General features: G+C 66.7%; 27 protein-coding genes and 1 pseudogene. 14 read left to right on the top strand and 14 right to left on the bottom strand.

Features of this window, described 5'->3' with window-relative positions; genetic code table 11:
• Positions 1 to 164 precede the first annotated feature (164 nt).
• Together FFS35_RS10565 and FFS35_RS10560 are read left to right on the top strand one after the other, a co-directional pair.
• Complete coding sequence (locus FFS35_RS10565; RefSeq protein WP_137787047.1) at positions 165 to 914, top strand: electron transfer flavoprotein subunit beta/FixA family protein; 750 nt, start codon at positions 165 to 167, stop codon at positions 912 to 914.
• Positions 911 to 1840 carry an electron transfer flavoprotein subunit alpha/FixB family protein gene (locus FFS35_RS10560; RefSeq protein ID WP_137787046.1) on the top strand — a complete coding sequence of 310 codons (930 nt, stop codon included), beginning with the start codon at positions 911 to 913 and terminating at the stop codon, positions 1838 to 1840. The genes FFS35_RS10565 and FFS35_RS10560 overlap by 4 nt, the downstream gene beginning before the upstream one ends.
• 179 nt (positions 1841 to 2019) lie before the next feature.
• Here FFS35_RS10560 and FFS35_RS10555 read toward each other — a convergent pair whose 3' ends face one another.
• Positions 2020 to 2649, bottom strand: coding sequence for a TetR/AcrR family transcriptional regulator (locus tag FFS35_RS10555; RefSeq protein WP_137787045.1), 630 nt, complete (start codon positions 2647 to 2649; stop codon positions 2020 to 2022).
• Between the two features lie 119 nt (positions 2650 to 2768).
• Between FFS35_RS10555 and FFS35_RS10550 the strand changes: the two genes are divergently transcribed.
• Both FFS35_RS10550 and FFS35_RS10545 read left to right on the top strand, forming a co-directional pair.
• Positions 2769 to 5150 carry a TonB-dependent receptor gene (locus FFS35_RS10550; RefSeq protein WP_137787097.1) on the top strand — a complete coding sequence of 794 codons (2382 nt, stop codon included), beginning with the start codon at positions 2769 to 2771 and terminating at the stop codon, positions 5148 to 5150.
• Between the two features lie 79 nt (positions 5151 to 5229).
• Complete coding sequence (locus tag FFS35_RS10545; RefSeq protein ID WP_137787044.1) at positions 5230 to 6489, top strand: MFS transporter; 1260 nt, start codon at positions 5230 to 5232, stop codon at positions 6487 to 6489.
• A 3-nt stretch (positions 6490 to 6492) separates the two neighbouring features.
• On the opposite strand, the gene FFS35_RS10540 is transcribed toward FFS35_RS10545, so the two are convergent.
• From FFS35_RS10540 to FFS35_RS10505, 8 genes are all read right to left on the bottom strand, one after another.
• Positions 6493 to 8019 carry a peptide chain release factor 3 gene (locus tag FFS35_RS10540; RefSeq protein WP_137787043.1) on the bottom strand — a complete coding sequence of 509 codons (1527 nt, stop codon included), beginning with the start codon at positions 8017 to 8019 and terminating at the stop codon, positions 6493 to 6495.
• 52 nt (positions 8020 to 8071) lie between these two features.
• Positions 8072 to 8953 (bottom strand): aldose 1-epimerase family protein, encoded by an 882-nt coding sequence (locus FFS35_RS10535; RefSeq protein ID WP_137787042.1) that lies wholly within the window; start codon positions 8951 to 8953, stop codon positions 8072 to 8074.
• Positions 8946 to 11333 (bottom strand): phenylalanine--tRNA ligase subunit beta, encoded by a 2388-nt coding sequence (gene pheT / locus FFS35_RS10530; RefSeq protein WP_137787041.1) that lies wholly within the window; start codon positions 11331 to 11333, stop codon positions 8946 to 8948. The genes FFS35_RS10535 and pheT overlap by 8 nt, the downstream gene beginning before the upstream one ends.
• The gene (gene pheS / locus FFS35_RS10525) at positions 11330 to 12412 is read right to left on the bottom strand and encodes a phenylalanine--tRNA ligase subunit alpha (RefSeq protein WP_137787040.1); all 1083 of its coding nucleotides are present in this window, start codon (positions 12410 to 12412) and stop codon (positions 11330 to 11332) included. The genes pheT and pheS overlap by 4 nt, the downstream gene beginning before the upstream one ends.
• A gap of 114 nt (positions 12413 to 12526) precedes the next feature.
• Entirely contained in the window at positions 12527 to 12892 is a 366-nt protein-coding gene (rplT, locus tag FFS35_RS10520) for a 50S ribosomal protein L20 (protein WP_137787039.1), read from the bottom strand.
• Positions 12893 to 12905: 13 nt separating this feature from the next.
• Positions 12906 to 13109, bottom strand: a complete 204-nt coding sequence (rpmI, locus tag FFS35_RS10515) for a 50S ribosomal protein L35 (protein WP_066489358.1) — start codon at positions 13107 to 13109, stop codon at positions 12906 to 12908.
• A gap of 73 nt (positions 13110 to 13182) precedes the next feature.
• Positions 13183 to 13437, bottom strand: coding sequence for a hypothetical protein (locus FFS35_RS10510; RefSeq protein WP_137787038.1), 255 nt, complete (start codon positions 13435 to 13437; stop codon positions 13183 to 13185).
• Between the two features lie 2 nt (positions 13438 to 13439).
• Positions 13440 to 14543 (bottom strand): DUF2332 domain-containing protein, encoded by a 1104-nt coding sequence (locus tag FFS35_RS10505; protein ID WP_137787037.1) that lies wholly within the window; start codon positions 14541 to 14543, stop codon positions 13440 to 13442.
• Between the two features lie 60 nt (positions 14544 to 14603).
• Here FFS35_RS10505 and hisG point away from each other — a divergent pair, with 60 nt between their 5' ends.
• Genes hisG through FFS35_RS10485 form a run of 4 tightly spaced genes read left to right on the top strand, consistent with a single transcriptional unit; the run spans position 14604 to position 17206 of the window.
• Positions 14604 to 15254: an ATP phosphoribosyltransferase gene (hisG, locus tag FFS35_RS10500; protein ID WP_137787036.1), complete on the top strand. Its 651-nt coding sequence runs from the start codon at positions 14604 to 14606 to the stop codon at positions 15252 to 15254.
• On the top strand, positions 15251 to 16543 hold the full coding sequence (gene hisD / locus FFS35_RS10495; protein WP_137787035.1) for a histidinol dehydrogenase: 1293 nt from the start codon (positions 15251 to 15253) through the stop codon (positions 16541 to 16543). Before hisG ends, hisD begins: the two co-directional genes overlap by 4 nt.
• Positions 16544 to 16577: 34 nt before the next feature.
• On the top strand, positions 16578 to 17030 hold the full coding sequence (nusB, locus tag FFS35_RS10490) for a transcription antitermination factor NusB (RefSeq protein WP_137787034.1): 453 nt from the start codon (positions 16578 to 16580) through the stop codon (positions 17028 to 17030).
• Positions 17030 to 17206, top strand: a complete 177-nt coding sequence (locus FFS35_RS10485) for a DUF4169 family protein (RefSeq protein WP_137787033.1) — start codon at positions 17030 to 17032, stop codon at positions 17204 to 17206. The genes nusB and FFS35_RS10485 overlap by 1 nt, the downstream gene beginning before the upstream one ends.
• 10 nt (positions 17207 to 17216) lie before the next feature.
• On the opposite strand, the gene FFS35_RS10480 is transcribed toward FFS35_RS10485, so the two are convergent.
• Complete coding sequence (locus FFS35_RS10480) at positions 17217 to 18140, bottom strand: ABC transporter ATP-binding protein (protein WP_137787032.1); 924 nt, start codon at positions 18138 to 18140, stop codon at positions 17217 to 17219.
• A gap of 70 nt (positions 18141 to 18210) precedes the next feature.
• Between FFS35_RS10480 and FFS35_RS10475 the strand changes: the two genes are divergently transcribed.
• The 6 genes and pseudogenes from FFS35_RS10475 to FFS35_RS10450 all read left to right on the top strand — a co-directional run bounded on the left by FFS35_RS10475 (position 18211) and on the right by FFS35_RS10450 (position 22703).
• Entirely contained in the window at positions 18211 to 18441 is a 231-nt protein-coding gene (locus tag FFS35_RS10475) for a zinc-finger domain-containing protein (protein WP_137787031.1), read from the top strand.
• A 46-nt stretch (positions 18442 to 18487) separates the two neighbouring features.
• Complete coding sequence (gene tldD, locus FFS35_RS10470) at positions 18488 to 19912, top strand: metalloprotease TldD (protein WP_137787030.1); 1425 nt, start codon at positions 18488 to 18490, stop codon at positions 19910 to 19912.
• 89 nt (positions 19913 to 20001) lie between these two features.
• The gene (locus tag FFS35_RS10465; RefSeq protein WP_137787029.1) at positions 20002 to 20562 is read left to right on the top strand and encodes a pyridoxamine 5'-phosphate oxidase family protein; all 561 of its coding nucleotides are present in this window, start codon (positions 20002 to 20004) and stop codon (positions 20560 to 20562) included.
• Positions 20559 to 20758: pseudogene (locus FFS35_RS10460) on the top strand (DUF2007 domain-containing protein). The gene FFS35_RS10465 and the pseudogene FFS35_RS10460 overlap by 4 nt, the downstream one beginning before the upstream one ends.
• Positions 20759 to 20904: 146 nt before the next feature.
• On the top strand, positions 20905 to 21243 hold the full coding sequence (locus FFS35_RS10455) for a P-II family nitrogen regulator (protein WP_137787028.1): 339 nt from the start codon (positions 20905 to 20907) through the stop codon (positions 21241 to 21243).
• 11 nt (positions 21244 to 21254) lie between these two features.
• Entirely contained in the window at positions 21255 to 22703 is a 1449-nt protein-coding gene (locus FFS35_RS10450) for an ammonium transporter (RefSeq protein ID WP_137787027.1), read from the top strand.
• 54 nt (positions 22704 to 22757) lie between these two features.
• On the opposite strand, the gene FFS35_RS10445 is transcribed toward FFS35_RS10450, so the two are convergent.
• The 4 genes from FFS35_RS10445 to FFS35_RS20495 form a co-directional block, all read right to left on the bottom strand.
• Positions 22758 to 22973, bottom strand: a complete 216-nt coding sequence (locus FFS35_RS10445; protein WP_137787026.1) for a hypothetical protein — start codon at positions 22971 to 22973, stop codon at positions 22758 to 22760.
• Complete coding sequence (locus FFS35_RS19990) at positions 22970 to 23113, bottom strand: hypothetical protein (RefSeq protein ID WP_171007590.1); 144 nt, start codon at positions 23111 to 23113, stop codon at positions 22970 to 22972. Before FFS35_RS19990 ends, FFS35_RS10445 begins: the two co-directional genes overlap by 4 nt.
• Positions 23114 to 23229: 116 nt before the next feature.
• Positions 23230 to 24003 carry a glutaminyl-peptide cyclotransferase gene (locus FFS35_RS10440; RefSeq protein WP_137787025.1) on the bottom strand — a complete coding sequence of 258 codons (774 nt, stop codon included), beginning with the start codon at positions 24001 to 24003 and terminating at the stop codon, positions 23230 to 23232.
• Between the two features lie 138 nt (positions 24004 to 24141).
• Positions 24142 to 24957 (bottom strand): cold-shock protein, encoded by an 816-nt coding sequence (locus FFS35_RS20495; RefSeq protein ID WP_137787024.1) that lies wholly within the window; start codon positions 24955 to 24957, stop codon positions 24142 to 24144.
• Between the last annotated feature and the right edge of the window lie 274 nt (positions 24958 to 25231).

Genomic DNA, 25231 nt, shown 5'->3' with positions numbered 1-25231 from the left:
CGATCGTGCGGCAAGTCGCGCTTTCCGTAGCGATATTGTCGATGCGACAACCAGCGGGATAGCTGAACCACGGGTCGGCTAAAGGCGTTTGGGCTGGACTTGCGCGGATTCTCCGGCATTAGCGAACCCACTGTTCGAAGATAGCGCCAATGGAGATGTTGCCGATGAAGGTGCTGGTTCCGGTCAAGCGGGTGCTTGACTACAACGTGAAGCCTCGCGTGAAGGCGGACGGGTCGGGCGTCGACCTCGCCAACGTGAAGATGTCGATGAACCCGTTCGACGAAATCGCCGTCGAGGAAGCGATCCGCCTGAAGGAAAAGGGCGTCGTGACCGAGATCGTCGCGGTCTCGATCGGCGAGGCCAAGGCGCAGGAAACGCTGCGTACGGCGCTGGCGATGGGCGCGGATCGCGCGATCCTCGTCACCGCCGAGGACAAGGTGGAGCCGCTCGGCGTCGCCAAGATCCTCGCGAAGATCGCCGCCGAGGAGCAGCCCGGCCTCATCATCCTGGGCAAGCAGGCGATCGACGACGACAACAACCAGACCGGCCAGATGCTCGCGGGCCTGCTCGGCTGGGGCCAGGGCACGTTTGCATCGAAGGTGGAGGTGTCCGGCGAGACGGTGAAGGTCACGCGCGAGGTGGACGGCGGGCTCGAGACGGACAGCTTCAAGCTGCCCGCGATCGTCACCACCGATCTGCGGCTCAACGAGCCGCGCTATGCGTCCCTGCCGAACATCATGAAAGCGAAGTCGAAGCCGCTCGCGACGAAGACGCCCGCCGATTACGGCGTCGACGTCACCCCGCGGCTCAAGACCCTCAAGGTCGTCGAGCCGGCGAAGCGCACCGCTGGCGTCAAGGTCGCCGATGTCGACGAACTGGTCGCGAAACTCAAGGCGATGGGAGTTGCCAAGTGAAGACGCTCGTCTGGGTCGAACATGACGGTCAGGCCGTCAAGGACGCCACGCTTTCCGCGGTGACCGCCGCGTCGAAGCTTGGCGAAGTGCATCTGCTCGTCGCCGGTCAGGGCGTCGGCGGCGTGGCCGAGCAGGCCGCGAAGATCGCCGGCGTCGGCAAGGTGCATGTCGCGGACGACGCGGCCTATGCCCATGCGCTGGCCGAGAATGTCGCGCCGCTCGTCGCGGAGCTGATGGGACATCACGACGCCTTCGTCGTGCCCGCCACCAGCAATGGCAAGAATGTTGCCCCGCGCGTCGCCGCGCTGCTTGATGTGATGCAGATCAGCGACATCCTGTCCGTCGAGGGCGAGGACACGTTCACGCGCCCGATCTACGCCGGCAATGCGATCGCCACGGTGCAGACGTCGGATGCGAAGAAGGTGCTCACGGTGCGCGGCACCGCGTTCGAGAAGGCCGCGGCCGAGGGCGGTTCGGGCGCCATCGAGGCGGTCGGCGCGACCGGCGACAAGGGCCTCTCCACCTTCGAGGGGCAGGAGATCGCCAAGTCCGAACGGCCGGAGCTGACCTCGGCCAAGATCATCGTGTCGGGCGGCCGCGCGCTGCAGAACAGCGAGAACTTCCACACGATCATCGAGCCGCTTGCCGACAAGCTCGGCGCCGGCGTCGGGGCGAGCCGCGCGGCGGTGGATGCCGGCTATGTGCCTAACGATTATCAGGTCGGCCAGACCGGCAAGATCGTCGCCCCGGAAGTCTATATCGCGGTCGGCATTTCCGGCGCGATCCAGCACCTTGCGGGCATGAAGGACAGCAAGACCATCATCGCCATCAACAAGGACGAGGATGCCCCGATCTTCCAGGTGGCGGACATCGGCCTGGTCGGCGATCTGTTCAAGATCGTGCCGGAGCTTACCGAAAAGCTGTGATTCTCCGGGGCGCACTCCGTTCGCTGCCTGGCGTAGCGTGCGGGGTGCCCCGGTTCGGGTTGACTGTAAGGGCGGCTCCTCGCCTCGGGGGGCCGCCTTTCCTGTGCTGGCGTGGCCGATGAATCGCTGCGCTATCGCGACGGGCGGGCGATCGGCCGCGCACCGTCCGCAGCGCGCCGCTAGCGCTGCAAGCCGCGCGCCAGCATGGTCGCGATCTGGTCCGCGATCTCCGCGGTCGGCGCATCGTCCGCCCACACGCCGAAGCGCAGGCCGAGGAACACGTTCATCCCCATGATCGCCCAGGCATGTACCTCGCCCACCTCGTCGATCAACTCTCCCCGCGCCGCTGCCGCCTGAAGCCGTTCGCGGATGCGCTCCGCCGTGGTCGAATAATGCAGGCGGAAGCTTTCCGGGTCGACGAACTCAGCCTCGTCGATGATGCGATAGATCTCCTTGTGCCCGCGCACGAACGTCAGGAAATGCTCCAGCCCCGCGCGCTCCGCCGCGATCTGCGTGGGCGCGGCGCGGATCGCCGGGCCTACCTGATCGCGCACTTGATCGGACATATCGCGCACCAGCGCACGGAACACCGCGTCCTTGGAATCGAACCAGGTGTAGAAGCTTCCCAGCGCCACGCCCGCGCGCCGGGTGATCCCGCTGATCGAAGCAGCGTGGAAGCCGTGCTCGCCGAATTCCAGCGCCGCCGCGTCGAGAATCGCACGCTGCGTGCGCTCCCCCCGCGCCGTCCGCGGGCGCTTTGCGGCATTCTCCGACGTGGCGGTCGGCTCCTTCACCCCCGGCTGATCCATCCGACCCCCATATCCAAGTTGAATCCTGGTTCAAGTTTCATTATTGCGGTTCCGTTCGGCGCACAAGTTCGCAGGCAAGCGACGCGCCGCAAAGGGGAGGATTCGACTTGTTCACGTTCATCCGTTCGCATGCCGCGCTGCGCAGCGGCGCCGCCGCCATCGCGCTCGTGGCCGGAGCGCCTGCGCTCGCGCAGGAAGCGCCACAGGCGGCTTCCGATGCGCCCGCGGCATCCAGTGACGATATCGTCGTCACCGCGCGTCGCCGCGAGGAAACGCTGCAATCCGTGCCGGTCGCCGTCACCGCGTTTACCGCCGACAAGCTGGCGAAGAGCGGTGCGATCGACCTGACCGACATCCAGAACACCACGCCGAACACCACGCTGAAGGTATCGCGCGGCACCAATTCCACGCTCTCCGCCTTTATCCGTGGTGTCGGCCAGCAGGATCCGGTGCCGGGCTTCGAGGCGGGCGTGGGCGTATATCTCGACGACGTGTACCTGAACCGGCCGCAGGCTGCGGTGCTCGACGTGTACGATGTGGAGCGGATCGAGGTGCTGCGCGGTCCGCAGGGCACCCTCTATGGCCGCAACACGATCGGTGGCGCGGTGAAATACGTCACCAGGAAGCTGGCCGACGTGCCGAGCGCCACGTTCAAGGCCACCTACGGCAGCTATAACCAGGCCGATGGCGTCATCAGTCTCTCCACCCCGATCGGCGACATGTTCAAGGTCGGCGTTTCCGGCGCGCGGCTGACGCGCGACGGGTTCGGCCGCAACCTCAATCTCGGCATCGACAATTACAACAAGAAACTGTGGGCGGGCCGTGGAACGGTGGAGTTCGAATCTCCCGACAAGCGCCTCTTCATCCGCATCACCGGCGATTACACGCACGACACGTCCAACCCGCGCAACGGCCACCGCCTGATTCCCGGCCTGCAATCCGGCGCGCCGGTGCTACCGGATGTGTTCGATACGCGCGCGGGCCTGAACAGTCCGAAGCAGGATATCCAGGGCGGCGGGCTCTCGATGACGGTCAACGCCGAGCTGTCGGATCACTTCACGCTGCGCAGCATCAGCGCGTGGCGCAAGGATCGCTCCTTCACGCCGATCGATTTCGATTCGCTCCCGGCGGTGGATGTCGACGTGCCGGCAGTCTATCGGAACGAGCAGACCAGCCAGGAATTCCAGCTTCTCTACAAGAGCGAGCGGCTGAACGGCCTGATCGGCTATTATTATCTCGGCGCGAAAGCCTCCACCGGCTTCGATGTCCTGCTGTACACCACGGGTGGCACGGTGTTGCCGCGGCTGGACGGATATACCGCGGGTGATGTGCGGACCGAAACCAGTTCGATCTACGGCGATTTCACCTTCGATTTCACCGATCAACTCAGCCTGTCGGTAGGTGGCCGCTACACCTGGGACGAGCGCAGATCATACATCTTCAAGGCCAATTACCTGAACGGTCCAACGGCCGAATTCGGCGGCAACCCGATCCTGCTCGGCGCCCCCGCGACCAATTTCCGCGGCACGGCGAATTTCAAGAAATTCACTCCGCGCGCCTCGCTGAGCTACAAGATCACGCCGGATCACATGATCTATGCCTCCTATTCGGAAGGCTTCAAGGGCGGCGGCTTCGATCCGCGTGGCGCCGGCTCCAGCGCACCGATCACTCCGCCGGCAACCACCCCGACCTACAACCAGATCTACAACTACCTGCTGTTCAAGCCCGAAACGGTGACGAGTTACGAAGTCGGCTACAAGGGATCGCTGTTCGATCGCCGCTGGACCTACGCGCTGGACGCTTTCTATTCGAACTACACCGACGTGCAGGTGCCCGGATCGTCGGCGTGCACCGTCAATGGCGTCTCGAGCTTCTGCGGCATCACCACCAACGCTGCCAAGGCGACGATCAAGGGCGTCGAGGCCGAGACCAATATTCAGCTTGCACGGGATTTCGCGGGGGTGGGCTCGTCGTTCAATCTCGCCGGCACGCTTGGCTATATCGATGCGAAGTACAACCGCTTCCTGGCGAGCATCGCCGCCGGTCAGGCGCCGGTGGATATCTCGGGCGTCCGCGTGTTTCAGAACACTCCGCACTGGACGGCCTCCGGCACCGCAACGCTCAACCTGCCGGCAGGCGAAAGCCTGTTCACCGCGAACACCACGCTGTCATACCGCAGCCTGACGCACCAGTTCGAAACGGCGAGCCCGTTTCTCGATCAGCCCGGTTACGCGCTGCTCGACGCGGGCGTGACCTATGCGTTCGGCTCGAACCGGCGGTTCTCGCTCGGTGTCTACGGCCGCAATCTGACCGACAAGCGGTACAAGACCGCCGGCTATCAGTACATCAAGACCGATATCGCCGGTAACCCGCTGAACGCCGCCGGCCAGATCATCACCAACGGGCAGGGCTATGTCGCGACGCTGGGCAAGGAGGGTGTCGCCACCGCCTTTTATGGAAATCCCCGCCAGGTATTCGCTACCTTCACCGCGAAGTTCTGATCCGTTAGGTTGATGCAAACCGGGGCCGGCGTCCGCACTGGCGGGCGACCGGCCCCGCACATTTTCGGGAGGGCGAGGAATGATCGATCGCGAACGGCCGGGCTATCGGCGTCTGGTGCTGGCGATGCTGCTGCTGGTCTATACGTTCAATTTCCTGGATCGGCAGATCCTCGGCATCCTCGCAAAGCCGATCCAGCAGGATCTGGGGCTGGACGACGCCCAGTTCGGCGCAATCGGCGGCATCGCCTTTGCCCTGCTGTATTCGTGCCTTGGCGTGCCGCTGGCACTGCTGGCGGATCGCGTCGGCAAGACGAAGGTGATCGGCGCATCGCTGGTGGTGTGGAGCGCCTTTACCGCGCTGTGCGGCGTCGCGGGCAATTTCTGGCATCTGTTCCTCTACCGGCTCGGGGTCGGCGTGGGCGAAGCCGGCGGCGTTGCGCCCTCCTATGCGCTGATCGCGGATTATTATCCGATCGAGCGCCGCGCGCGTGCGCTTGCGGTCTATTCCATGGGCATCCCGATCGGGGTGGCCTTCGGCGTGCTGCTCGGGGCCTATATCGCCGCGCTGATCAACTGGCGCGTCGCCTTCATGATCGTTGGCATTGCGGGCATCGTGATCGCGCCCTTCTTCCTGTGGCTTGTGCAGGACAGACCACATCCCGCACCCGTCGCGGCGGTGGAGCGCACGCCGCTGTTCGCGGTATTTCCAATTCTGGCGGCCAAGCCCGCCTTCTGGCTGATGGCGCTCGGCGCCGGATGCAGCTCGCTCGCGGGATATGGCCTGGCGCTATGGGTGCCGAAGATCCTGATGCTGCGCTTCGACTGGGGCCTCATCACGGTCGGCCAGTTCATGGGATCATTGTTGCTGATCGGCGGCGCGAGCGGGGTGTTTCTCGGCGGGGTGCTGGCCGACCGGCTCGGCCGGGGCGATCGCGGCTGGTACGTGAAGCTCCCGGCCTATGCGTGGCTCGTTACCGCGCCCACCTTCGCGCTCGGGCTGCTCAGCCCCTCGCCGATGCTTGCCTGGGCGTGCCTGCTGATCCCCAATGCGCTCAACATAATGTGGCTCGGCCCGATCAACACCGCCGTTCAGAATCTCGCCCCGCCACAGATGCGCGCCAGTGCCTCCGGCGCGTTTCTGTTCATCAACAATTTGATCGGGCTGGGCATCGGGCCGTGGCTGCTCGGCGCGATCTCGGTCGGGCTGAAGGCGCAATATGGGGACGATTCGCTGCGCTATGCCGCGATCATCGGCGTCGGTTTCTATGTGGTCGCGGCAGTGCTCGGGCTGCTGGCGGTCCGCTCGCTGCGCCGGGGGTGGATCGAGCAGCCCGCCTGAGGCCTACCGCTCCCGCGTGGCCGCGAACGTCACCTTCGGATAGCGATCGGCGATATAATTCACCTCCCACGCGCTCTTGGCCAGGAATACGGGGTTGCCGTCCCGGTCCTTCGCCAGCGCGGCGCGGTTGATATCGGCGAAGTCCTTCAGCGCCGCCGCATCGTCGCTCGATACCCAGCGGGCGGTGTCGAACGGCGCGGCCTCCAGCCCCGCCGCGACCTTGTATTCCGCCTCCAGCCGCGAAATCAGCACGTCGAGCTGGAGCTGCCCCACCACGCCGATGATCCAGTTCGATCCGATTTCCGGATAGAACACCTGCGTCACGCCCTCCTCGGCCATGTCGTCCAGCGCCTTGCGGAGCTGCTTGGTCTTGGTCGGATCCTTCAGCACCACGCGGCGCAGGATCTCGGGTGCGAAATTGGGCAGGCCCGTGAAGCGCACGTCCGCCTTTTCCGATAGCGTGTCTCCCACGCGCAGCGTGCCATGGTTGGGGATGCCGATGATGTCTCCGGGAAACGCCTCGTCGGCGATCTCGCGGTCCTGCGCGAAGAACAGGATCGGCGAATGCACCGCGATCGGCTTGCCATGGCCGGTCGGGGTCAGCTTCATGCCGCGCTTGAACGTGCCGGAGCACAGCCGTATGAACGCGATCCGGTCGCGGTGCTGCGGGTCCATATTGGCCTGTACCTTGAAGACGAAGCCGGTGACCTCCTTCTCCTCCGGCCTCACCGGAGCCGGCTCGGCCGGCTGCGGGCGCGGGCTCGGCGCGTATTCGGCAAGCGCGGCGATCAGCTCGGCCGGCCCGAAATCCTTGAGCGCCGAACCGAAATAGACCGGCGTGAGATCGCCGTTGCGATAGGCTTCCGCGTCGAATTCGGCGTAGCCTGCCTGCGCCAGTTCGATCTCCTCGCGCACCGCGTCCGGCAGCACCGGCTCGGCATCCACCTTGCCCTGGAAATTGCGGCTGTCGCCCTCCGGCCGGCTGATCGACCAGCGGCGCAGATCGAGGATGCCTTCGAACGTGCCGCCCATGCCGACGGGCCAGCTCATCGGCGCGACATCCAGCGCGAGCATGTCCGCCACCTCGTCGAGCAGCTCGAATGGCGCGCGCCCCTCGCGATCGACCTTGTTGATGAAGGTGATGATCGGCACCGAGCGCAGCCGGCACACCTCGAACAATTTGCGCGTCTGGCTTTCGATGCCGCGCGCCGCATCGATCACCATCACCGCCGAATCCACTGCCGTCAGCGTGCGATAGGTATCTTCGCTGAAATCCTCGTGCCCCGGCGTGTCGAGCAGGTTGAACGTCACCCCGTCCTTCTCGAACGTCATCACCGACGAGGTGACCGAGATGCCGCGCTGCTGCTCGATCTTCATCCAGTCCGATCGCGCGCGCCGGTTCGCCCCGCGCGCCTTCACCTCGCCGGCAAGGTGGATCGCGCCGCCGACATAGAGCAGCTTTTCGGTAAGCGTGGTCTTGCCCGCGTCAGGATGGGAGATGATCGCGAAGGTGCGGCGGGGAGAGGTCATGACGGGGCTTTCAAAAAAACTGGAACAATCGCGGGAGTGCACGGCGCCCCGGTTACGATTCGGCCAGCAACGTCACCCGCATCGAGATCCGCTTCGCCGCGCCGGGCGCGACCTCGAAAACGCCGGGCTTGTCGCGAAACTCGCCCGCAAAACCGGCGGGATCGGCGATGCCATGCCACGGCTCGATACAGACGAAATGCGCGCCCGGCTTGGTCCAGATGCCCAGCATCGGCGTATCGGGAAAGGCGATCTCCAGCCGGGGGCCGCCATCGCCGTGATAGATCACGCTTTCGGAATGAAGCCGGTCCCAGATCAGCGCGTCCTTGGCGAACAGCGCATCGCGCAGCGCGAGCATGCGGCCGTCGAGCGGCGACGGGCGCAGATCGGGCGCGATCTGGCCGTCGCCGTCGATCTGGCGCAGCGGCGCCGGCTCGGCTGCGGCGAAGACGATGCGATGCGCCTCCTTCGCCCCGCCGCCGGGCAGCGGCCAGGCGAAGGCAGGGTGAAAGCCGAAGCTCGCCGGCAGCGGCACGTCGCCGGGATTGTCGATCGAAACCTCGACATGAAGCGCCGCGCGCTCGATCCGAAACGTCACCTCCAGCCGGAAAGCGAACGGGTAGCAGGCGCGCGTCTCGGCCGTATCGGTCAGCACGAAGGTCACGCGGTCCGCCGCCCGCGCCACCACCGCGAACGACATCCGCCGCGCGAAGCCGTGCTGCTTCATCGCATAGGCGCGGCCATCGACGCGAATCGTCTCGCCCGCCGGTTTGCCGACCACCGGGAACAGCAACGGCGCGCGACCGGTCCAGAACGCCGGATCCGCATCGGTCATCAATTCGCGACCGTCAGCGTCCTTCAGGGACGACAGTTCCGCGCCGAGCGGATTGATCGCCGCCGTCAGCCCGTCGCCTGCGATCACAACCCATTCAGCCACGCAGGCTCGCCCCCTGTTTCGCCACGGCGGCGATCACCTTCTCGGCGATCGCCTTCAGTTCGGGATCGGTAAAGCTTTTCTCACCCGGCTGGAGCACGACCTCCAGCGCAACCGACTTTTTGCCATCCTCCACGCCGGCGCCGGTGAAGACGTCGAACACGCGCGCGGAGGCTATCGCCGCCTTGTCCGCGCCCTTCGCCGCGCGGGCGAGTGCATCGGCGCTCACCTCATCGGGCACGAGAAACGCGAAATCGCGCCGCACCGGCTGCAGCGCGGGCGGCGCATACGCCGGCCGCATGAAGCCCTGGGCGCCGCGCTTGGCCGGCAATGCGTCGAGATACAGTTCCACCGCCGCGACCGCGCCGTCGAGGTCGAACGCCCGTGTCGTGCGTGGGTGTAGCATTCCGAAGGCGGCCAGCACCGTCTTCGGCCCCAGCCGCAACGTGCCCGACTGGCCCGGATGCCACGCCTCGCCCGCCTCGCCGAATACCTGGAGGTTGTCGACCGGCGCACCCGCCGCAGCCAGCAGCGCCAGCGCTTCCGCCTTGGCGTCAAAGGCATCGAACGCGGCGGCCTTCCCCTCGCGCCAGCCGCGCTGGCGGCGTTCCCCAGCCAGCACCATGCCCAGCGTCGGCCGTTCCGCATCGGCAAGGTAACGCCGCCCGATCTCGAACAGCCGCACGCTGCCCGCCCCGCGCTTCACATTGCGCGCCGCCGCCGAAAGCAGGCCCGGCAGCAGCGACGGCCGCATGACCTTCAGATCCTCGCTGATCGGGTTGGCAAGCGTCCATGCGCCGCCGCCGAACGCCGCCGCTTCCTTCTCGGCAAGGAAGCTCCACGTCACCGCCTCGTCCAGCCCGCGCGCGGCAGCGGCGCGGCGCACGCGCCGCTCCAGCTTCTGCTCGGGGGTGGCGGTCGGTCGCGCAACGCCGGGGGCGCGGGCCAGCGGCACCGGGGGCACGTTGTCGATGCCCTCGATACGGATCACTTCCTCGACCAGATCGGCCGAGCCGACCACGTCGCGCCGCCATGTCGGCGGGGTCACCTGCCAATCGTCGGTCACGGTGAAACCGAGCGATTCGAGGATCGCACGCTGCCGCGCGGGCGCAACCGCCAGGCCGCCCAAGGTCTGCGCCCGTGCCGGATCATATGTGTAGCTGCGCGTGCCGAGCGGCGCTGCGCCCGCACGCGTGATCGCGCTCGCCGTGCCGCCGCAATGCTCCAGCACCAGCCGCGTGGCGATGGCCAGGCCATCCTCCAGGAACGCCGGGTCCACCCCGCGCTCGAACCGCTGGCGCGCGTCGCTGGTCAGCGCCAGCTTCTGCCCGGTGCGCGCGATATGATCGGGATCGAAATAGGCGCATTCGATCAGCACGTCGGTCGTGGCGTCGGAAACGCCCGAATCCTCGCCGCCCATGATGCCGCCGATGTCATGGACCTGGCGCTCGTCCGCGATCACGGTCATCGTCGCGTCGAGCGTATAGGTCTTGCCGTTCAGCGCGAGCACCGTCTCGCCCTCACGCGCCTTGCGGGCGACGAGCGCGCCGCGGAGCTTCGCGCGGTCATAGACGTGCAACGGACGGCCAAGGTCGATCGAGACGAAGTTGGTGATATCGACCAGCACCGAAATCGGCTTCTGCCCGATCGCCGTGAGCTTGCTTCGCATCCACGGCGGCGCGGCGCCGTTGGTGACGCCGGAAACGCATTGCGCGTAAAAGGCGGGGCACCCAGCCGCGTCCTCGATCCGCACGTCCGGCGCGGGGCCGTCGCCCGCCACCGGAGCGATTCGATCGACTCGATACACCTCGGCGAGCGAGCGCATCGTGCCAAGCCCCGCGGCCGCCAGATCGCGCGCAATGCCGCGCACGCCCATGCAATCCTGCCGGTTGGGCGTGATCGCCACATCGATCACCGGATCGTCCAGCCCGGCATAGGCGGGATAGGGCGTGCCGACCGGAGCGTCGGCGGGCAGCTCGATGATCCCGTCATGCTCGTCGCCCAGTTCCAGTTCGCGGCTGGAGCACATCATGCCGTTCGATTCGACCCCGCGAATCGCCGCGACTTTCAGCACCATGCCGTTCGCCGGCACCGTCGCGCCCGGCATCCCGAACACGCCGACGAGCCCCGCGCGCGCGTTGGGCGCGCCGCACACCACCTGCAGCGGCCCGTCCCCCGCATCGACCGACAGCACCTGAAGCTTGTCCGCCTGCGGGTGGCGTTCGGCGGTCAGCACCTTCGCCACGCGGAATGCGGCGAGCTTCTCGCCCGGATTGTCGACGGCCTCCACCTCCAGGCCAATGCGCGTCAGCGCCGCGACGATGTCGTCGAGCGATGCCTGCGTTTCGAGATGCTCCTTGAGCCAGCCCAGCGTGAACTTCATGCGCCGACTCCCCCGCTCAGCGTCGGCACGTCGAGCGCCGAGAATCCGTAATGTTTCAGCCAGCGGATGTCGCCGTCGAAGAAGGCGCGCAGGTCGTCCATGCCGTATTTCAGCATCGCCAGCCGATCGATCCCGCAGCCGAAGGCAAAGCCCTGCCACTCGTCCGGGTCCAGCCCGCACGCTGCTATTACCTCAGGGTGGACCATCCCCGACCCCAACACCTCCATCCAGCCCCCTCCCGAGCCGCCGATCACGCGCTTGCCCTTCTCGAGCGTGTAGCCCACATCGACTTCGGCCGAAGGTTCGGTGAACGGAAAATAGCTTGGGCGCAGCCGCAGCACGATATCGTTTCGCTCGAAGAAGGCCTTGAGGAAGGTCTCCAGCGTCCACTTGAGATGGCCCAGCGTAATCCCTTTGTCGATCACCAGCCCCTCGACCTGATGAAACATCGGCGTATGGGTCGCATCGCTGTCGCTACGGTACGTGCGGCCCGGCGCGATGATGCGGATCGGGGGCTTTTGGCTGAGCATCGTGCGAATCTGCACCGGCGAAGTATGCGTGCGCAGCAACATCTTGCGCTCCGCCCCAGCTTGCTCGGGGAAATAAAAGGTATCGTGCATGGCGCGCGCCGGATGCGATTCCGGGATATTAAGCGCGGTGAAATTATGCCAGTCGTCCTCGATCTCAGGCCCCGTCGCCACCGCGAAACCGAGATCGGCGAAGATTTCCGCGAGTTCGTCCATCACCTGGCTGACAGGGTGGATCGTGCCACCCGGCGTGGCGTCGACCGGGAGCGTCATGTCCAGCCGCTCGCTTGCCAGTCGCGCGTCCAGCGCCGCCGCGTCCAACACCGCCTTGCGGGTAGCGATCAAGCTGGCAACCGCCTCGCGCAGCCCGTTAACCCGCGGCCCGTGCGCCTGCCGCTCCTCCGGAGACATGCCACCGAGAGTCTTGAGCATCGTCGTGACGCTGCCTTGCTTGCCCAGCGCCTCGACGCGGATCGCCTCAAGCGCATCAGATGTGGTCGCCGCCTCGACTCGGGCGAGCAGGTCGGTCTTCAATTGGTCGAGATCAGCCATGATCATCCTGATATGCGGCGCGAACGGCGCCCGAGTGATTGAAGCGGCGATAACGAAAAGGGCGTCGGTGGCCTAGACCACCGACGCCCCGTTTTCCGTCTGCGCAAATCCGCTTCAGGCGGCTTGGGGCAGAGCCGCCTTTGCCTGTGCGATAATAGCGCTGAACGCCTCGCCCTCGTGCATCGCGATATCGGCCAGCACCTTCCGGTCCAGCTCGATGCCGGCCAGCTTGAGACCGTGCATGAACTGCGAATAGCTGAGCCCTTCCGCACGGACGCCGGCGTTGATGCGCTGGATCCACAGGCCACGGAAAGTCCGCTTCTTAACCTTGCGGTCACGATAGGCATATTGGCCGGCCTTCTCGACCGCCTGCCGCGCGACGCGGATCGTGTTCTTGCGGCGGCCGCGGTAGCCCTTGGCCTGTTCCAGAATATTCTTGTGCTTGGCGCGGGTGGTTACACCCCGTTTGACGCGTGCCATCTCTTAAGCTCCCTCAGTTCAGGCCGTACGGCGCCCAGGCTTTCACCGTGGCGGTGTCGGCCTTCGACAGGACGGTCGTCCCGCGGTTCTGGCGAATGTACTTGCCGTTGTGGCTGATGAGGCGGTGGCGCTTGCCGGCGACGCCGTGCTTCAGCTTGCCGGTGGCGGTGAGCTTGAAGCGCTTCTTGACGCCGCTCTTGGTCTTGAGCTTGGGCATTTTCATCCTTTCAGTTCGGGCGAGGTCAAAACGGCCGCGGCAGCCCTTGTGGCCGGGCCGTTCGTCATGATCCTCACGCGGGAAGCGGCGCCCCTAGCCGTGCCTGCCAAAAAAAGCAACCGGCTGCGTCGAGCCAGCCTTCGTCGCTCAGCCTGGATCGCACATCCAGATACGCCGCCGCGATCAATTCACCCAGACGTTCCTCGCCGATAGCGCCGCCGCAACGCAGCTTCACAGGCCGCATGCGCTTGCCGCCGCCTTCGAGCAAGCGCGCCGGATCGCGCCTGCTGGCCCCGCTTAACCGGAAGAGCGGATCGCCGACGGCCATGCTCAGCCCGGCTCCACCTTTGCCGAATCGGGAAGATCGAACGTCCGGCGATCCTCGTCGAAAATGCCGTTCCCGATCCATGTGCCATGGGCGTGCGCAGTCGCGAGCACCGTCCATTCATCATGCCCCGGCCAGCTCCGCACGCGAACGACCTGATGCGCGAAAGCGCGATTCGGCTCCATCATTACCCAGCCGAGCGGGCGCGCCGCCGTCGCCCGTGCGCCCGCCGCCGCCATCGCGGCGCGGATGCGATTCGCCACCTCCTCCGGCAGATACTGCCACACCACAGAGTGCATCAGCACGCGGGTCACGCCCGCCGCCTGCGGCTCCGCCAGCCGGGCCTCCAGCCAGTCGGCGGCATCGGCATGCGCCAGATCGACGCCGCGCGCGCGCTGCATCGCAATCGCATGGCCGAGCCGCTCCGCCCGCGCCGGCGTCTCGGGCCAGACATAAGCGAGCAGCCGCGCCGCCACCGCCGGATCGGTCGCATCCAGCGGCTGCACGTCGCAGCCGCGCACCGAGACGAACTCCACCCGCACCGGCGCGGGCGCCTCGCCGCGCCATTCCGGGCGGATCGTAACAGGCGAATCGGCCGGCCCCATCGCCACCCCGCCGAGATCGAAGGCGTAGCGATCGATCAGCAGGTTCAGCCCCGCGCTCGATCCGATCTCGAGCAGCTCGATCGCGGGCGCGTGCCGCCGGGCGATCTCCATGAGGCCCAGCATCAGCGCGCCGGACCGCCCCGGCTCGTTGGTCTGCGGCGGCCCGTCGAGCCACGGCAGCAGCGCATCGTCGTGCGCGACCAGCGCAGCATTGAGCGCCGCCGCGATCGACACCGGCTCGGCAATCTCGCCGGAGAAGATCGCCGCCAGCCGCGCGTCCTTCCGCTCCCGCACCAATGCATGCAGCCCGCCGCACAGGCGCAGCGGCAGCGCGTCCCGCGTCGGCTCCCCCGGCCAATCCAGCACGCGCGCGCCGGTGCGGCTTTCCCGCGTCAGCCCCTGAGCGATCGCCGCGCACAATCGCGCATACATCGGCGCATCCATCTGCCGGCAATAGAACTCCTGAATGCGAAACGCCTCGCGCACTTCCATCTCGGTCGCCATCGGGCCGCCCTCCTGCGCTTGTATTGCGCCGCCAGCGCCCCCCGCGTAAAGGCCGCGCCCGTGAGCGAACCGATCGTCATCGCCGTCCCCAAGGGCCGCATCCTGAGCGAGGCGCTGCCGCTGCTCGCGCGCGCCGGTATCGTGCCCGAATCCGCGTTCGCCGACGAGGACAGCCGGGCGCTGCGCTTCCGCACCGAAACCCCGACGATCGAGCTGATCCGCGTCCGCGCATTCGACGTCGCCACCTTCGTTGCGCACGGCGCGGCCCAGCTTGGCATCGTCGGATCGGACGTGCTGGCGGAATTCGCCTATTCCGAGCTTTATGCCCCGGTCGATCTCGCCATCGGCCATTGCAGGCTGTCGGTCGCCGAGCCGGCCGAACTGGCGAAGCGCGACGACCCGCGCGGCTGGAGCCATGTGCGCGTCGCGACCAAATACCCGCATGTGACGGCCGAGCATTTCGCGCGGCGCGGCGTGCAGGCCGAGTGCATCAAGCTCAACGGCGCGATGGAGCTGGCGCCGACGCTGGGCCTTGCGCCGCGCATCGTCGATCTCGTCTCATCGGGCCGCACGCTCAAGGAAAACGGGCTCGTCGAGGTCGAGGAGATCATGCAGGTTTCCTCACGCCTGATCGTCAACCGCGCCGCGATGAAGACGCGCGCCGGCGTGGTCCCGCTGGTCGAGGCCTTCCGCCGCGCGGTGGAAGCGTGATCCGGCTCGACGCTTCGGCGCCGTCATTCGCGGCGGATTTCGCGGCGCTCGTCGATGCACGGCGCGAGGCGGACGCCGATGTGGCGCGCGACGTTGCCGCGATCCTTAAGGCGGTGCGTGACGGGGGCGATGCGGCGCTGCGCGACTTCACCCGGAAGTTCGACCGGCACGATCTCGACGCGACCGGATGGAGCATATCCGCGAGCGAATGCGCGGCGGCGTTCGCGGCGCTCACGCCGGAGCTGCGCGACGCGCTCGAGCTCGCGGCGTCGCGGATCCGGGCCTATCATGAAAAGCAGCGGCCCGGCGATCTCGCCTTCACCGACGAAGCAGGCGTGCGGCTCGGCGCGCGGTGGCGGGCGGTGGATGCGGCGGGGGTCTATGTCCCCGGCGGGCGGGCGGCCTACCCTTCCACGCTGCTGATGAACGCGATCCCCGCGAAGGTGGCAGGGGTCGAGCGGCTGGTGGTGGTGACGCCGACACCCGATGGCGTGGTCAATCCGCTCGTGCTCGCCGCCGCGCATCTGGCGGGCGCGGACGAAGTGTGGCGAATCGGCGGCGCGCAGGCGATCGCCGCGCTCGCCTGGGGCACGGAACGGATCGCGCGCGTCGATGTCGTCACCGGCCCCGGCAACGCCTGGGTCGCGGAGGCCAAGCGGCAGGTCTTCGGCGTCGTCGGCATCGATATGGTGGCGGGGCCGAGCGAGATCGTCGTGATCGGCGATGGCGCGAACGATCCCGAATGGATCGCCGCCGATCTGCTCAGCCAGGCCGAGCATGACGTGACCACGCAGTCCATCCTGTTCACCGACGATGCCGCGTTCGCCGATCGCGTCGCGGACGCGGTGGAGCGGCAGCTCGCGACGCTGGCGACCGGGCAGACCGCGCGCATCGCCTGGGAGGCGAACGGCGCGATCATCCTGGTGCCTGCGCTTGCCGATGCCTGCGCGCTCACCGATGCGCTCGCGCCCGAGCATGTCGAGATCGCCACCGACGATCCGCGCGCGCTGTTCGACCGGCTGCGCCACGCCGGCTCCGCCTTCCTCGGGCGCCATACGCCGGAAGCGATCGGCGATTACGTCGCCGGGCCGAATCACGTCCTCCCCACCGGGCGCCGCGCGCGCTTCGCCAGCGGGCTCGGCGTCACCGATTTCATGAAGCGGACGAGCTTTCTGGAGCTGGACGCCGCCGCGCTGGAGCAGCTCGGCCCGGCGACGGTGGCGCTTGCTCATGCGGAGGGGCTGCCCGCACACGCCGCCTCGGTGGCCCTGCGACTCGCCAAGGGGTGACGCGGGCGCGTCTCACGCCTAAAGGCTCTGCCCCATGTCCCGTACCGCAGCACGATCAAAGGCCCGCGCCGCCGCGCGCCTCGCCGCCGTCCAGGCGCTTTACCAGCACGAGATGGAAAAGACGCCCGTCCCCACGCTGCTTCACGAATTCCACCAGCACCGGCTGGGCGCGACGATCGAAGGCGTCGAATATGCCGAGGCGGACGAGCAGTTCTTCGACGATATCGTGCAGGGCGCCACCGCGCGCGCCGGAGAGATCGACCTGCTGATCGAGCCGAAGCTGCAGGGTTGGACGCTCGCGCGGCTCGACAAGCCGATGAAGGCGATCCTGCGGTGCGGCACATACGAGCTGCTGGCGCGCAAGGATGTCGCGGTCGGCACGGCGATCAGCGAGTATGTCGATGTCGCGCACGCCTTCTACGACCGGCGCGAGGCCGGCTTCGTCAACGGTCTGCTGGATGCGATCGCGAAGGACGTGCGGGCCTGATGGGCGAAGTCGTCAACCTCCGGCTGGCGCGCAAGGCGAGACGGCGCGCGGCCGGAGAGGCGATCGCCGCCGCGAATCGCAATGCGTTCGGCCGGACGAAAGCGGAGAAAGCGGCGAGCCGAATCGAGCGCGAACGCGTCGACCGCGCACTCGACGGGGCCAGGCGCGAGGATTAGCCCGCGCTGATCAGGCGTTGGCCGCGCGTGTCAGGTTGAGGAACACATCCTCCAGATCGGCTTCCTTGGTCGAAACGTCGACGATCCCCAGCCCGGCGCCCTGCACCGCCGCGAGCACCTGCCCGGCATTCACCTTGTCCTTCTGATAGGTGATTTCGAGCGTCCGGGCGCCCTTGAGCACGATCTTGCCGAAGCTGGAGGATTGCGGCGCTTCGGTGAGATCGCGGTCGACAGTGACCGCGACGATCTTCTCCTGCGCCTTGCCGACCAGTTCGCGCGTCGGCTCGTTGGCGATGAGCCTGCCGTGGTTGATGATCGCGATCCGGTCGCAGAGCTCCTCCGCTTCCTCGAGATAATGCGTGGTCAGTACCACGGTGACGCCCTGATCGTTAAGATGGCGGACGTAACTCCACAATTGCTGGCGCAGTTCGATGTCGACGCCGGCGGTCGGCTCATCGAGCACCAACACCGGCGGCGAATGCACCATCGCCTTCGCCACCATCAACCGCCGCTTCATGCCCCCTGAAAGCGTGCGGGCATAGGCGTTGGCCTTGTCTTCCAGATGCACCGCGCGCAGCAGATCCATCGAATGCCGCTGCGCCTTGGGGAGGCCGTACAGCCCGGCCTGTATTTCCAGCGTCTCCAGCGGGGTGAAGAAGGGATCGAACAGGATCTCCTGATTGACGATCCCGATCGACGCCTTGGCATTGCGCGGATGCTGATCGATATCGAAGCCCCAGATTGCGGCGGTGCCGCTCGTCTTGCGCACCAGCCCGGCGAGGATATTGATGAGCGTGGATTTGCCCGCGCCGTTCGGGCCGAGCAGGCCGAAGATTTCGCCGGCGGGAACATCGAACGTCACATCGTCGAGCGCGCGCTTGCCGCCCTCATAGGTCTTGCAGAAATTCCGGATGGCGATGGCGGCTTCTGTCATGATGCGTCTGCGTTTACGGCTGACCGCAAATGATTGCTAGGGCGCGCGCGCCTTGCTAATCGCGCGAACCATGTTGCCGCCACCCGAAGTCACCCGCGTCTCCCACCGCCGCGTCGCCTGTGATGGCGCGCATGACGGCATTCCAGCCGCGCTCGGCCATCCGCGCGTGTGGCTGGAGATCGACGATACGGGCTATACCGACTGCGGCTATTGCGACCGCCGCTTCGTGCTGATCGGCGGCCCGGCGGACGGCGCGGACCAGTCCACCCTCCCCGATCACGGCGACGCGGCGGGGCGGTGAACCGCGGCGGCTTTGCCGTGGCGCGTTTCGCGCCTATCTATCGGTAATGACCGCAACCGATCCACGCTCGTTCATCTACCGCGACACACTCGACCCCGAGGCCGCGAAGCGACTCACCGCCAATGCGCTGGCCGCCGCCGACGATGGCGAGCTGTATCTGCAATATCGCAAATCGGAGGCCTTCGGCTTCGATGACGGGCGGCTGAAGACGGCGAGTTACGACACGCATTCCGGTTTCGGCCTGCGCGCCGTTTCAGGCGAGATGACGGCGTTCGCCCACGCCAACGAACTGTCCGACTCGGCGATCAGGCGCGCCGCCGAAACGATGGCGTTGATCGATCCCGCGAAAGGCGCGAAGGCCCCGCCCCCGCAGGGCACCAACCGCCACCTCTATACCGACGCCGATCCGCTCGATCTCGTCCCGTTCGCCGACAAGGTGAATCTGTGTCAGGCGATCGACGCCGCCGCGCGCGCGCGCGATCCGCGCGTCGCGCAGGTGTCGGTCGGGCTGTCCGGCACGTGGAGCGTCGTGGAGATCGTGCGGCCGGATGGCTTCGTCGCCACCGATGTCCGCCCGCTGGTGCGTCTCAACGTCCAGATCGTCGTCGAACACAACGGCCGGCGCGAGACCGGAACGTTCGGAATCGGTGGGCGGTATCTCTACGATTCGCTCTTCGACGAGAAAACGTGGAACCGCGCGATCGACGAGGCGCTGGCACAGGCATTGGTGAACCTCGAGTCGGTAGATGCGCCGGCGGGTGAATTCACCGTCCTGCTGGGGCCAGGCTGGCCCGGCGTGTTGCTGCACGAGGCGATCGGCCATGGGCTGGAGGGCGATTTCAATCGCAAGGGCACGTCCGCCTTCTCCGGCCGGATCGGCGAGCAGGTCGCCGCGCGCGGCGTGACCGTGGTGGACGATGGCTCGATCCAGGATCGGCGCGGTAGCCTGTCGATCGACGACGAGGGGACGCCGACCGGCGAAACGGTGTTGATCGAGGACGGCATCCTCAAGGGCTATATGCAGGATCGCCTCAACGCGCGGCTGATGGGCGTGGCCCCCACCGGGAACGGGCGGCGCGAAAGCTTCGCCCATGCACCCATGCCGCGCATGACCAACACCTTCATGAAGGGTGGCAGCGACGATCCCGCCGAGCTGCTCGGCCGAGTGAAGAACGGCATCTTCGCCAAATCCTTCGGCGGCGGGCAGGTGGATATCGTTTCGGGCAAGTTCGTCTTTTCGTGCACCGAGGCCTACAAGATCGAGGACGGCAGGCTCGGCGCGCCGATCAAGGGCGCGACGCTGATAGGGGACGGCCCGACCGTGCTGACCAAGGTGCTCGGCGTCGGCAATGATTTCGCGCTCGACGAGGGCATCGGCATGTGCGGCAAGGGCGGGCAGAGCGTGCCCGCCGGCGTCGGTCAGCCGACGTTGCTGGTTTCGGGGCTGACGGTCGGCGGGACGGCGGCCTGAGGGCGGCACGCGAGGCCAGCCGAGCGGCAACCGGCGCCCCGGTGCCATAGCGCGTTGCGCGCGCTTGCGCGCTCATGAGGAGAGGCTGGATGTCCGATTTCTTTCCCGCGCTCGATGACGAGCATCGCGCATTCATCGGCAGACAGCCGGTCTTCTTCGTCGCGACGGCGGCGGACGGCGCGCGGATCAACCTGAGCCCCAAGGGGATGGATACGTTCCGCGTGCTCGATCCGGGCACGGTGGCCTATCTCGATCTGGGCGGATCGGGAAACGAAACCCAGGCGCATCTGGCCGCCGACGGACGCATCACCATCATGTTCTGCGCCTTCGACAATCCGGCGTTGATCCTGCGCATCTACGGGCGCGGCCGGTTCGTCGTCGCCGGGGATGAAGGCTATGCCGCGCTTGCCGCCCATTTTCCGCCGCTGCCGGGACAGCGGCAGGTGTTCGTCATCGCGGTGGACAGCGTGCAGACATCGTGCGGCTGGGGTGTGCCGCGCATGACGCTCGCGGCGGAGCGGCAGACCCTGGTCAAATATCATGCGCAACAGGAGCAGGGCCCGCGGCTCGCCAAGATCGCCGGGCGCACGCGCAGTATCGACGGGCTGCCCGTGCGCGTGCAATCCGAGATCCCGCGGGTGAAGGCGTGAGCCTCGTCGAACTTGGCCGTTACGACCGGAACCTCGCCAATATCCTCGTCGGCCGCCTGGAGAGCGAGGGCATTCCGGCCATGGCCTTCGATCAGGGCGCGAGCATCGCGGACGGAAGCTGGTTGCTGATCCGGTGCGCGTGATGGTCGATGCCGAGGATCTCGATATCGCGCGCCGCGTGGTGGGTGCTGCCTGATTCTTGGGCAGCGTTTCGCGACTGCACAAAAACTTGTCGCGCGGTCTGGGCGTGACAAACCCTAACAAAGCCTGAAGCATCATCGTTTCGCCATCTGGCACGACAGTTGCGAAGCGCTCCTGCGGGTAATCCGAAGGGGGCGCGTGATGAAGCTGGTTATTGCCATCATCAAGCCGTTCAAGCTCGAAGACGTGAGGGAAGCCCTCACGACATTGGGCGTTGCCGGCATGACGGTCACCGAGGTCAAAGGGTTCGGCCGCCAGAAGGGCCAGACCGAAATCTACCGGGGGGCCGAATACAGCACCAACATGGTGCCGAAAATCCGCATCGAGGTGGTCTGTCCCTCGTCGATCGCGGACCGCGTCGTGGAAACGATCCAGACGACCGCCAACACCGGCGCCATCGGCGACGGCAAGATCTTCGTCCTCGATGTCGGCCATGCCGTGCGTATCCGCACCGGCGAAACCGACGATACCGCGCTGTGAAGGGGGATATGATGAAGCAAAGCACGAAATTCCTCGGGCTAGGCCTGGTCGCGGCGGTCGCCGTTGCCGCCGCGCCCGCCTGGGCCCAGCCGGTCGCGGCCGCGGCCTCCCCGATCCCGCCGGCGACGGTGAACAAGGGCGATACCGCCTGGCTGCTCGTCTCCTCGCTGCTCGTCCTGATGATGTCGGTGCCGGGGCTCGCGCTGTTCTACGGCGGCCTGGTGCGCACCAAGAACATGCTGAGCGTCCTCACCCAGGTGTTGATGATCGTCTGCATGGTGGCGGTGATCTGGGTGACCTACGGCTATTCGATCGCGTTCACCGGCGGGAACGCGTTCTTCGGCGGCCTCTCAAAAGCGCTTCTGATGGGCGTCGACGCCAACAGCCAGGCGGCGACCTTCTCGAACGGGGTCTATGTTCCCGAGCTTGCCTATATCTGTTTCCAGATGACCTTCGCCTGCATCACGCCGGCGCTGTTCATTGGCTCAGTGGCCGAGCGGGTCAGATTTTCGCCGCTGATGCTCTTCACCGCGCTGTGGGTGACGCTCGTCTATTTCCCGATCGCGCACATGGTGTGGTATTGGGGCGGCCCGGACGCGATCGCCGCCGCCGCGCTCAAGGGCGCGAACGCGCTCACGGCGCAGAATCTCGACGCTGGCTACCTGTTCCAGAAGGGCGCGCTCGATTTCGCGGGCGGCACGGTGGTGCACATCAACGCCGGCATCACCGGCCTCGTCCTCTGCATCCTGCTCGGCAAGCGGATCGGCTTCCCGAAGGAGGCGATGCCGCCGCACTCCCTGACCATGACCATGATCGGCGCCTCGCTGCTGTGGGTGGGCTGGTTCGGGTTCAATGCCGGGTCGAACCTGGAAGCGAACGGCGTCACCGCGGTCGCATTCATCAATACCTTCGTCGCTACCGCCGCCGCCGGCCTCTCCTGGCTGCTGGTGGAACAGATCGTGCGTGGCAAGCCCTCGCTGCTCGGCGCGGCGTCGGGCGTGGTCGCCGGCCTTGTCGCGGTAACACCCGCATCCGGCTTCGCCGGGCCGATGGGTTCGGTGGTACTGGGCCTCATCGTCTCGCCGATCTGTTTCTTCTTCGTCTCCACGGTGAAGTCGAAGTTCGGTTACGATGACAGCCTCGACGTTTTCGGCGTCCACTGCATCGGCGGGATCACCGGCGCGCTGGCGACGGGCATCCTCGTCGCGCCGAGCCTCGGCGGGCAGGGCATTGCCGACTATTCGACCAAGCCGGGCACGATGGTGGCGGGCAGCTACGACATGCTCGGCCAGCTCTGGATCCAGCTTCAGGGGGTTCTCATCACCCTCGTCTGGTCCGGCGTCGGCGCGGCGGTCCTCTTCTTCGTGATCGACAAGCTCTGGGGCATGCGCCCGACCGCCGATGTCGAACGCGAGGGCCTCGACATCGCCGAACATGGCGAGCGGGCCTACCATTATTGAACGGATCGGGGCGGGCGGCGCCCGCCCCCCACGTTGTTCCTCCTGCGGACGATCCTATGCCCGGTGTGCAGACACCGGGCACTTTTTCATTCCGGCGCCCGTTTCGGCCAAAGCCAGCGTCGCGATCGCTTCGGCATGCAATGTCGTGGTGTCGAACAACGGCACCGCGCTGCCCTCGGAGCAGATCAGCAACATTATCCCGGTGCAGCCGACAATCGCCGCTTGCGCGCAGGCCGAAACCCAGCGCGCAATCGCCTCGCGGTAGATCACGCGCGATTCAGGCCACACATCCCGGCGACCGGTTCGTCATGGATGATGCGATGGATGGCCATCCGATCGGCTGCGCCCGGCATCAGCCTCTCGATCTTGTAGCGCTCGTGCGACCGCCCTTTGTAGAACGGCGGCTCCATCGCGAAATGAGGCGGTGATAGTGTGCAGAGCTTTCGCGGCTCATCCCGCCGTCAGACCGATCATCTTCATGCGACGACTGGATAGGGGGGCCGCAAGGGAGGCCGGCGCATCGCGCTCAGCCGGCGGGCAGCTTGATTTCGAACAATGTCGGCCAGCGCTTGCCGGTGATGAACAGACGGCGCCTCGCCGCATCCCATGCGATGCCGTTCGCGACCGCCTCGATATCGTCCGCGATGCCGATCTCACCGACGATCGCGCGCAGATCGATGATCGCGTTTACCCGCCCGCTCGCCGGATCGATGCGGACGATGAATGGCGAGCGCCAGACGTTCGCGAGGATCGCGCCGTCCACCGCTTCCAGCTCATTGAGCTGATCGAGCGGCTTGCCGTTCAGCGTCACCGCGATCCGGCGCCGGACCGCGAAGGTGGCAGGATCGTGCACCGTGAGTGTCGACGAGCCATCGGAGCGGACAAGCGAATCGCCGAGCGTCGTCAGCCCCCAGCCCTCGCCGCGATAGCGCATGCTGCCGACCCGTTTCAGCCTTGCGCCGCTCCAGCGATACGCGATGCCGCCGTGCCAGGTGAGGCTTACCAGCCCATCCTTCCAGCCCGTCAGCCCCTCACCGAACATGTCGGCGGGAATCGTCGATCGCGCCTGCACGCGTCCCGTCGCGATATCGACGCAGCGGACGTCGGATCGCCCTTCCAGACCGACGCTTTCGTACATTTTGCCATGGTGCCAGACGAGCCCCTCGGTGAACGCGGCGCGATCGTGCGGAAAGCGCGCTACGACCACCGGAATCAGCACGGCAGGGGTGGCCGGCGGCGGATCGGCCGCCACGGCCGCAGGGATCGCCAGCAGGAACAGCGGGAACCAGCGCACGGTCATGCCGACCACTCCATACACACAATCGTTCCCTGCCAACGCATCGACCGCTCAGCCGCCGTTGAGCTGGGCTTCACCGAAAACGAGAGCGGCCCGCCCGACATGAGTCGGACGGGCCGCCATGGACCGGAGACGGGCCGATCAGCTCGACTGCTGAAGGTTCACTGCGGCATATTTGCCGCGACGATCCACCTCGATCTCGAACGACAGGCGATCGCCCTCGTTCAGACTGCCGAGGCCGGCGCGCTCGACTGCCGAGATATGGACGAAGGCATCAGGCTGGCCATCATCGCGCTGGATGAAGCCGAAGCCCTTCATCGCGTTGAAGAACTTGACCGTGCCGGTCGCCTTCTCGCCGGTAAGCTGGCGCTGCGCGCCGCCGGCGGCACCGCCGCGCGGACCGCCGAAGCCGCCGTCGCGCGGGCTGTCGAAACCGCCCTCGCGTGGCGCACGTTCCTGGACCGGCATCGGCTCGCCATCGATCTTCAGCTCGGTAGCCGAAATACGGCCGCCACGATCGACGAGCGTGAAGCCGAGCGGCTGGCCCTCGGCAAGGCCGGTGAGCCCGGCCTGTTCGACTGCGGAGATGTGCACGAACACGTCCTCGCCGCCGTCATCACGCACGACGAAGCCGAAACCCTTCTGCGCGTTGAAGAATTTTACGACGCCCGTGCCTTCGCCGACAACCTGGGGCGGCATACCGCCACCACCGCCGCCACGGAAACCACCGCCGCCGCCGCCGCCGAAGCCGCCACCGCCGCCGCGGAAACCACCGCCGCCGCCGCCGCCGAAGCCGCCACCGCCGCCACGGAAACCGCCGCCGCCGCCGAAGCCGCCACGATCACCGAAACCACCACCGAAGTCGCCGCCGCCGCCGAAATCATCGCCGCCGAAACTATCGCGCTTGTCGCGGCCGCGTCCGCCACGTTGCCCGCGGTTACCTTTGTCGAAACCCATAAACCCCGTTCGTCTTCCCGTCCGCCCGACTTAGCCGTCAAGGGGTGCGCGCTGGACGGCGAGCAGCAACCACACCTCTTCGGGCGCCAAACCTTTCGCGCCTCAATCGTGGTCATAGCCCAGCTTTGTCTCAACCGCGAACGGAATCGTGTGCGACAGGGCGCTCAACATCGCGTTACTTACGATACTGTCGCATCATAAGCACAGGTGGGCGCACATGAGGAGAGGCTAACCACCAAATATAGCTTCCGTTTTTCGTCGGCCCGCTGGCTGA

The sequence above is a fragment of the Sphingomonas sp. 3P27F8 genome, assembly GCF_005502745.1.
Taxonomy (GTDB): Bacteria; Pseudomonadota; Alphaproteobacteria; order Sphingomonadales; family Sphingomonadaceae; genus Sphingomonas.
This window is presented reverse-complemented; position numbering and strand designations above follow the sequence as displayed.

Excerpts from the sequence above, each read along its gene's own strand:
- FFS35_RS10565 (WP_137787047.1), top strand. The coding sequence starts at position 165 with ATGAAGGTGCTGGTTCCGGTCAAGCGGGTGCTTGACTACAACGTGAAG.
- FFS35_RS10555 (WP_137787045.1), bottom strand. The coding sequence starts at position 2,649 with ATGGATCAGCCGGGGGTGAAGGAGCCGACCGCCACGTCGGAGAATGCC.
- FFS35_RS10545 (WP_137787044.1), top strand. The coding sequence starts at position 5,230 with ATGATCGATCGCGAACGGCCGGGCTATCGGCGTCTGGTGCTGGCGATG.
- FFS35_RS10540 (WP_137787043.1), bottom strand. The coding sequence starts at position 8,019 with ATGACCTCTCCCCGCCGCACCTTCGCGATCATCTCCCATCCTGACGCG.
- pheT (WP_137787041.1), bottom strand. The coding sequence starts at position 11,333 with ATGAAGTTCACGCTGGGCTGGCTCAAGGAGCATCTCGAAACGCAGGCA.
- pheS (WP_137787040.1), bottom strand. The coding sequence starts at position 12,412 with ATGGCTGATCTCGACCAATTGAAGACCGACCTGCTCGCCCGAGTCGAG.
- rplT (WP_137787039.1), bottom strand. The coding sequence starts at position 12,892 with ATGGCACGCGTCAAACGGGGTGTAACCACCCGCGCCAAGCACAAGAAT.
- rpmI (WP_066489358.1), bottom strand. The coding sequence starts at position 13,109 with ATGCCCAAGCTCAAGACCAAGAGCGGCGTCAAGAAGCGCTTCAAGCTC.
- FFS35_RS10510 (WP_137787038.1), bottom strand. The coding sequence starts at position 13,437 with ATGGCCGTCGGCGATCCGCTCTTCCGGTTAAGCGGGGCCAGCAGGCGC.
- FFS35_RS10505 (WP_137787037.1), bottom strand. The coding sequence starts at position 14,543 with ATGGCGACCGAGATGGAAGTGCGCGAGGCGTTTCGCATTCAGGAGTTC.
- nusB (WP_137787034.1), top strand. The coding sequence starts at position 16,578 with ATGTCCCGTACCGCAGCACGATCAAAGGCCCGCGCCGCCGCGCGCCTC.
- FFS35_RS10485 (WP_137787033.1), top strand. The coding sequence starts at position 17,030 with ATGGGCGAAGTCGTCAACCTCCGGCTGGCGCGCAAGGCGAGACGGCGC.
- FFS35_RS10480 (WP_137787032.1), bottom strand. The coding sequence starts at position 18,140 with ATGACAGAAGCCGCCATCGCCATCCGGAATTTCTGCAAGACCTATGAG.
- FFS35_RS10475 (WP_137787031.1), top strand. The coding sequence starts at position 18,211 with ATGTTGCCGCCACCCGAAGTCACCCGCGTCTCCCACCGCCGCGTCGCC.
- tldD (WP_137787030.1), top strand. The coding sequence starts at position 18,488 with ATGACCGCAACCGATCCACGCTCGTTCATCTACCGCGACACACTCGAC.
- FFS35_RS10465 (WP_137787029.1), top strand. The coding sequence starts at position 20,002 with ATGTCCGATTTCTTTCCCGCGCTCGATGACGAGCATCGCGCATTCATC.
- FFS35_RS10455 (WP_137787028.1), top strand. The coding sequence starts at position 20,905 with ATGAAGCTGGTTATTGCCATCATCAAGCCGTTCAAGCTCGAAGACGTG.
- FFS35_RS10450 (WP_137787027.1), top strand. The coding sequence starts at position 21,255 with ATGAAGCAAAGCACGAAATTCCTCGGGCTAGGCCTGGTCGCGGCGGTC.
- FFS35_RS19990 (WP_171007590.1), bottom strand. The coding sequence starts at position 23,113 with ATGGAGCCGCCGTTCTACAAAGGGCGGTCGCACGAGCGCTACAAGATC.
- FFS35_RS10440 (WP_137787025.1), bottom strand. The coding sequence starts at position 24,003 with ATGACCGTGCGCTGGTTCCCGCTGTTCCTGCTGGCGATCCCTGCGGCC.
- FFS35_RS20495 (WP_137787024.1), bottom strand. The coding sequence starts at position 24,957 with ATGGGTTTCGACAAAGGTAACCGCGGGCAACGTGGCGGACGCGGCCGC.